Below are 5,173 nucleotides of genomic sequence, written 5' to 3' on the forward strand. Positions count from 1 at the left end.
CTTTCGGCAGCGCTTCGACGCACAGGCCTTCGGCATCGACCGGAACCGCCGCCAGACGCGCACCGGCGGCGATGAAGGTGGCGCGCGCCGGCGGATAGCCCGGATCCTCCACCGCGACACAGGTGCGGCCGCGCGTCACCAATAGTCGCGCCAGCAGATCGAAAGCCTGCTGCGCGCCCGAGGTGACCAGCACGTCGTCCGCCGTGCAGGCGACCGCGCGCGTGAACGCGACGTGTTGCGCAATGGCCTCGCGCAGCTCGGGAATACCCTCCGAGGGAGGATAGGCAAAGCGCTGCTTCGACCATGCGCGCAATGTGCGGGCGGAAAGGCGACGCCAGATGGCATGCGGAAACTGGCGATGCTCCGGGACGCCGAGGCGAAAACAGCGCTCGGGCAGGTCGCGTGCGGGTTCCTGGCGCAAGTGCGGTGTGCGCCAGATCGGATTCAGCCTGGTGTCTTCCAGCGCACGCGACGAAGCCGGCCTCGCCGCGCGGCGCATCGCAAGCCTGGCAACGACCGCCTTGGCGCCGCGGTGCGGCAGCACGTAGCCCTCCGCCACCAGCAAGTCGTAGGCCGTGGTCACGGTGTTGCGGGCGACGCCGAGTTCCAGCGCCAGCCGGCGCGTCGCCGGCAACGCCGCGCCGGGCGCGAGGCGGCCGTCGAGGATGGCCGTACGCAGCAATGCGTGCAGGGCTTGCGCCATGCGTCCGGAGCCCCGCGGGAGCGCCACCGCGAAGGGCAAAACTGGCTCCATGTAATCTCCATAAACTGGATCAAACAAGGTGCCAGATTACACCTATCGTGTGGCCTCGAACGAACATCGGACCACACATGATCGACGTCTATTTCAGTCCCACGCCGAACGGCCAGAAGATCAGGTTGTTGCTTGAGGAAACCGGCTTGCCGCACCGCATTGTGCCGGTACGGCTGTCGGCGGGCGAGCAATTCGCGCCGGAGTTCGTGGCCATTTCGCCCAACGCCAAGATTCCCGCCATCGTCGACCACGCCCCTGCGGACGGCGGCGCACCGCAAACCGTGTTCGAGTCCGGGGCGATCCTGTTGTACCTCGCCGAAAAGTCCGGCCGCTTGCTGCCGGACGATCCACGCGACCGACTCGAAATGCTGCAGTGGTTGTTCTGGCAGACATCGGGCCTGGGACCAACGGCGGGACAGGCCGGCTATTTCCGCGTGTACGCATCCGAGCCTGACGCATTCGCGATCGAGCGCTACACGCGCGAGGTGCGGCGTCTCTACGGCGTGCTCGACCGTCGCCTCGCGAAGCGCGCATTCATCGCTGGCCAGGATTATTCCATCGCCGACATCGCCTGCTACCCATGGATCGTGCCGCACGCGGGACACGGCCAAGACCTTGCCGAATTCCCCGATCTCGCGCGCTGGTTCCAGGCGGTATCGCAACGCCCCGCCACCCGACGCACCTATGCAGGCGTCGAAGACGTGTACGCGCGTCCCGGCGCGGCTGTCGCCACTGCCAAATAAACGAGGATCGCCCGATGAACTGCTTCATCTGCACCAGCTGCGGCACGCAATTCGCCAACTCGTCCACGCCGCCAGCGCATTGCCCGATCTGCGACGACGATCGCCAGTTCAACGCCGGCCACATGCAGGAATGGACCACCCACGATGCGCTGTCGCGCAGCCACAGGCTGCGCATCGAAGACGACGACGGCGTGCTCGGTTTCGGCATCACGCCAAACTTCGCCATCCCGCAACGCGCGCTGCTGCTGCCCACCGACGGCGGCAACATCCTCTGGGAATGCGTGAGCCTGGTTACCGACGAGGTGGTGTCGGCGCTGAATGCGCGCGGCGGCGTGGATTTGATCACGGTCTCGCATCCGCATTTCTATTCGTCGATGGTGGAATGGAGCGAAGCACTCGGCGGCGTACCGATCCTGTTGCACGAAGCCGATCGCGAATGGATGCAACGTCCATCCGCGCGCATCAGCTTCTGGAGCGGCGATACGCAGGAACTTTCCGCTGGCGTCACCTTGCTGCGCGCCGGTGGGCATTTCCCGGGCAGTACGGTGCTGCACTGGAAGGATGGGCCGCGTGCCGGCGGCGCGCTGTTCGCGGGCGATGCGCCGTTCATCCCGGCCGATCGCCGGCGCTTCACTTTCCTGTACAGCGCGCCCAACTACGTCCCGATGCCTTCGCGCGAGATACGCCGCATGCGTGAACTGCTGAACGGCTACGACTTCGCCGATGCGTACGGCTTCACCTGGGGGCGCAACCTGATCGGCAATGCCCGCGCCATCCTGGACGCGTCGTTCGATCGCCACCTGGCCAATGCGGCGTGAGGAGATCGCCCATGACTTCCGGTTCCAGCACACGCGATTACCTTCCCGCGCGCTTCACGGTCCCCGCGGGCCTGCCGTGGATTCCGTCGGCGACACCCGGCAAATCCTCCAAGCCGTTGCGTTTCCTTTCGGGCGACCGCGGTTTCGTCGAACTGCTGCGGATGGAACCCGGTGTGGCGATGCCGTTGCATCGCCACACCGGCGAAATCCACGCATACAACCTGGGCGGCAGCCGCCAGTTGTGCACAGGCGAAATCATCGGTCCCGGCGGCTACGTGTTCGAGCCGCCCGGCAACACCGACTGGTGGAAGATCGTGGGCGACGACACCATGCTCGCGCTGGTCGTGGTCATGGGCACGGTCGAGTTCCTGAACCCGGACGGCTCGATCCGCGCCAGCGTATCGGCTGCCACGCAGCTCGCCGAATACGAACGCTTCTGCCGCGAAAACGGCCTGGCTTTGCTCGACCTGGTGGACTGACCGCACCGACGCCGGCGCACCGCGCGCTTATTCCCGGTCGTCCCGATAGCGGGACACCTCGATCAGGTTGCCGTCGGGATCGCGAAAATACACGGAGGTGATCGGCCCCGACGCACCCGTGCGCGCCACCGGACCTTGCTCGACCACGACGCCGGCTTGCTGCAATTCGGCCATCACGCGATCGATGGGCGTCGCAGCAATCAGGCACAGGTCGGCTGAACCGGGCGTCGGCCTTGCCGCATGCGGTTGCAGCGGCGCCGCGGCCGGATGCAGGTTGATCTTTTGGCGGTCGAACGCAAGCGCGCGGCGGCCGTTGCCAAACGTGATGGCACGCATGCCCAGCACCCGCGTGTAGAACGCAACGCTTGCCTCCACGTCATGCACCGTGAGCACCAGATGGTCGAGCCGGTCAATGTGCATGCGCCACCCTGTTCTTGCGGCTGCCCTGGCGCGAAGACACCAAGTCGCGGCGCAGGCTGTCGACCAGCCGCGTCAGCGCCGGCACGTGGCGACCGCGCAGCGTCACCACGGCGGTACGCACGCGCGCAATGCGCGCAGGCACCTTGTGCACCGACACGGCATCGCGTTGCGAGTAAATATCCAGCACCGAACGCGGAATCAAGCCGACGCCGACGCCCGAGGCGGCGGCCGTCAGGATCGCGTGGTAGGAGGCGAATTCGAGTTCGCGCGCCGGCACCACGCGCAGGCTCTGCAGCCATTGTTCGAAGCGCCTTCGATAGGCGCAGCCATTGCCGCCAAGCACCAGCAGGGTGCCGCCGGCCATGCGCCGCGGATCGCGCACCGCGTCGCCCGCGGCAGCCACCAGCACCAATTCCTCGACGTGCCACGGCACGCTGGCGAAGCGCTCGTCATCCACTTCGTCGCTGACGATGGCCACGTCCAGGGTGCCGGCCTGCAGCCGCGCCAGCAACTCGCGCGAGTGCGCCGTTTGCAATTCGACCGAAATTTCCGGGTGCTGTTGATGGAAGCCGGCCAATGGCCGCGGCAGGCGGCTGGCCGCCACGCTTTCCATGGTGCCGAGGCGCAGGCGTCCGCACACCTTGTCGCGGCGCACTGCGGCGCGCGTCTCGTCGGCCAGTGCCAGCAGCCGGTCGGTGTACCCGACCAGCACGTCGCCCGCCGCGGTCAGGCGCAGGCGACGGCCCTCGTGTTCGAACAACGAGACGCCCAGCGAGGATTCCAGCTGGCGGATGCGCGCGGTAATGCTGGATTGCGCGCGATTGAGGCGCGTCGCCGCACGATTCATCCCGCCACTCTCGACGACGGCGCGGAAGGTTTCCAGTTCGCGTAGTTCCATGATCGATATTTTCGATAAATAGTGTTCGAATAATTCGTTTTACTCGATGCATGCAGAAGCTTAGCATGGCCGCCCTTTCCGGTACCAAAGCCGCCCATGAACCGCGAACTGCGCACCGCCCTGATCGGCATGACCACCCTGGCCCTGGCACTCGGCATCGGCCGTTTCGTGCTGACGCCGTTGCTCCCACTCATGCAGGCCGACAACGGCTTGACCCTGGTCGCCGGCGGCTGGCTGGCCTCCACCAACCTGCTCGGCTACCTGCTCGGCGCACTGCTTTGCGCACTCTGGCCACTGCCGCCACGCGCCAGCCTGCGCATCGGCGCCGTTGCGGTGGCGCTGGCCACCCTCGGCATGGGCCTTACGACCCGCCTCGATGTGTGGCTGGCCTGGCGGTTCGTGGCCGGGATCGCTTCGGCCGCGCTGGTGGTACACGGCATCGCCTGGAGCATGGCGCGCCTGCGCGCGGCCGGACGTCCGTTGCTCGAGCACGTGATGTTCAGCGGCACCGGCGTGGGCATCGTCGGCAGCGGTTTGCTGGTGGCGACGTCGCGACCGCTGGGCGCTTCATCGGCCAGCCTGTGGATCGTGTTCGGCGTCATCACCATCGCGCTGTTCGCGTGGACCTGGCGGCGCCTGGGTGGAGACGACACGGCAACCGCCGGCAATGCACCGGCGCCATCGCGCGCCACACCACCGTCCGGCCCGGCCTGGACGCTGGTGGCGATGTACGGTCTGCTGGGTTTCGCCTACACGATTCCCGCCGCATTCCTGCCCTTGATCGCCGAACGGCAGCTGCACCTGCCGGCGCTGCGCGAATGGTTCTGGCCACTGTTCGGCGTGGCGATGACCGCATCCACGCTGGCGCTGCGCTGGCTGCCCGTACGCATCGACAACCGCACCGTGCTGGCTGCGTGCAGCGTGTCGTTGTCGGGCGGAATGCTGTTGAGCGTGGGCGGACGCGGCCTTGCCGCGCTGGTGCTGGCCACGCTGCTGATCGGCATCGCCACCATGCCCGTGGTGATGTACACCATGCGCGAGGCGCGCCTGCTGGCGCCGCA

At 67.1% G+C, this 5,173-nt stretch carries 7 protein-coding genes; 4 read left to right on the plus strand and 3 right to left on the minus strand.

Going from position 1 to position 5,173, the window contains the following annotated elements:
* Positions 1–703: PLP-dependent aminotransferase family protein (locus BGO82_RS13130; RefSeq protein ID WP_291306056.1), on the minus strand; the 703-nt coding region annotated here is incomplete at its 3' end.
* A gap of 128 nt (positions 704–831) precedes the next feature.
* Here BGO82_RS13130 and BGO82_RS13135 point away from each other — a divergent pair.
* From BGO82_RS13135 to BGO82_RS13145, 3 genes are read left to right on the plus strand one after another with little or no spacing between them, the layout of a single operon-like run.
* On the plus strand, positions 832–1,497 hold the full coding sequence (locus BGO82_RS13135; RefSeq protein WP_291306057.1) for a glutathione binding-like protein: 666 nt from the start codon (positions 832–834) through the stop codon (positions 1,495–1,497).
* Positions 1,498–1,511: 14 nt separating this feature from the next.
* Positions 1,512–2,315, plus strand: coding sequence for an MBL fold metallo-hydrolase (locus BGO82_RS13140; RefSeq protein ID WP_291306058.1), 804 nt, complete (start codon positions 1,512–1,514; stop codon positions 2,313–2,315).
* Between the two features lie 11 nt (positions 2,316–2,326).
* The gene (locus tag BGO82_RS13145; protein ID WP_291306059.1) at positions 2,327–2,794 is read left to right on the plus strand and encodes a cupin domain-containing protein; all 468 of its coding nucleotides are present in this window, start codon (positions 2,327–2,329) and stop codon (positions 2,792–2,794) included.
* 27 nt (positions 2,795–2,821) lie between these two features.
* On the opposite strand, the gene BGO82_RS13150 is transcribed toward BGO82_RS13145, so the two are convergent.
* Positions 2,822–3,214 carry a VOC family protein gene (locus tag BGO82_RS13150; protein WP_291306060.1) on the minus strand — a complete coding sequence of 131 codons (393 nt, stop codon included), beginning with the start codon at positions 3,212–3,214 and terminating at the stop codon, positions 2,822–2,824.
* Complete coding sequence (locus BGO82_RS13155; RefSeq protein WP_291306061.1) at positions 3,204–4,112, minus strand: LysR substrate-binding domain-containing protein; 909 nt, start codon at positions 4,110–4,112, stop codon at positions 3,204–3,206. The genes BGO82_RS13150 and BGO82_RS13155 overlap by 11 nt, the downstream gene beginning before the upstream one ends.
* A 96-nt stretch (positions 4,113–4,208) precedes the next feature.
* Here BGO82_RS13155 and BGO82_RS13160 point away from each other — a divergent pair.
* A partial coding sequence (locus BGO82_RS13160) for a YbfB/YjiJ family MFS transporter (protein ID WP_291306062.1) occupies positions 4,209–5,173 on the plus strand: 965 nt, incomplete at its 3' end.

It is taken from the genome of Devosia sp. 67-54 (genome assembly GCF_001899075.1).
GTDB lineage: Bacteria > Pseudomonadota > Alphaproteobacteria > Rhizobiales > Devosiaceae > Devosia_A.

Excerpts from the sequence above, each read along its gene's own strand:
- BGO82_RS13135 (WP_291306057.1), top strand. The coding sequence starts at position 832 with ATGATCGACGTCTATTTCAGTCCCACGCCGAACGGCCAGAAGATCAGG.
- BGO82_RS13140 (WP_291306058.1), top strand. The coding sequence starts at position 1,512 with ATGAACTGCTTCATCTGCACCAGCTGCGGCACGCAATTCGCCAACTCG.
- BGO82_RS13145 (WP_291306059.1), top strand. The coding sequence starts at position 2,327 with ATGACTTCCGGTTCCAGCACACGCGATTACCTTCCCGCGCGCTTCACG.
- BGO82_RS13150 (WP_291306060.1), bottom strand. The coding sequence starts at position 3,214 with ATGCACATTGACCGGCTCGACCATCTGGTGCTCACGGTGCATGACGTG.
- BGO82_RS13155 (WP_291306061.1), bottom strand. The coding sequence starts at position 4,112 with ATGGAACTACGCGAACTGGAAACCTTCCGCGCCGTCGTCGAGAGTGGC.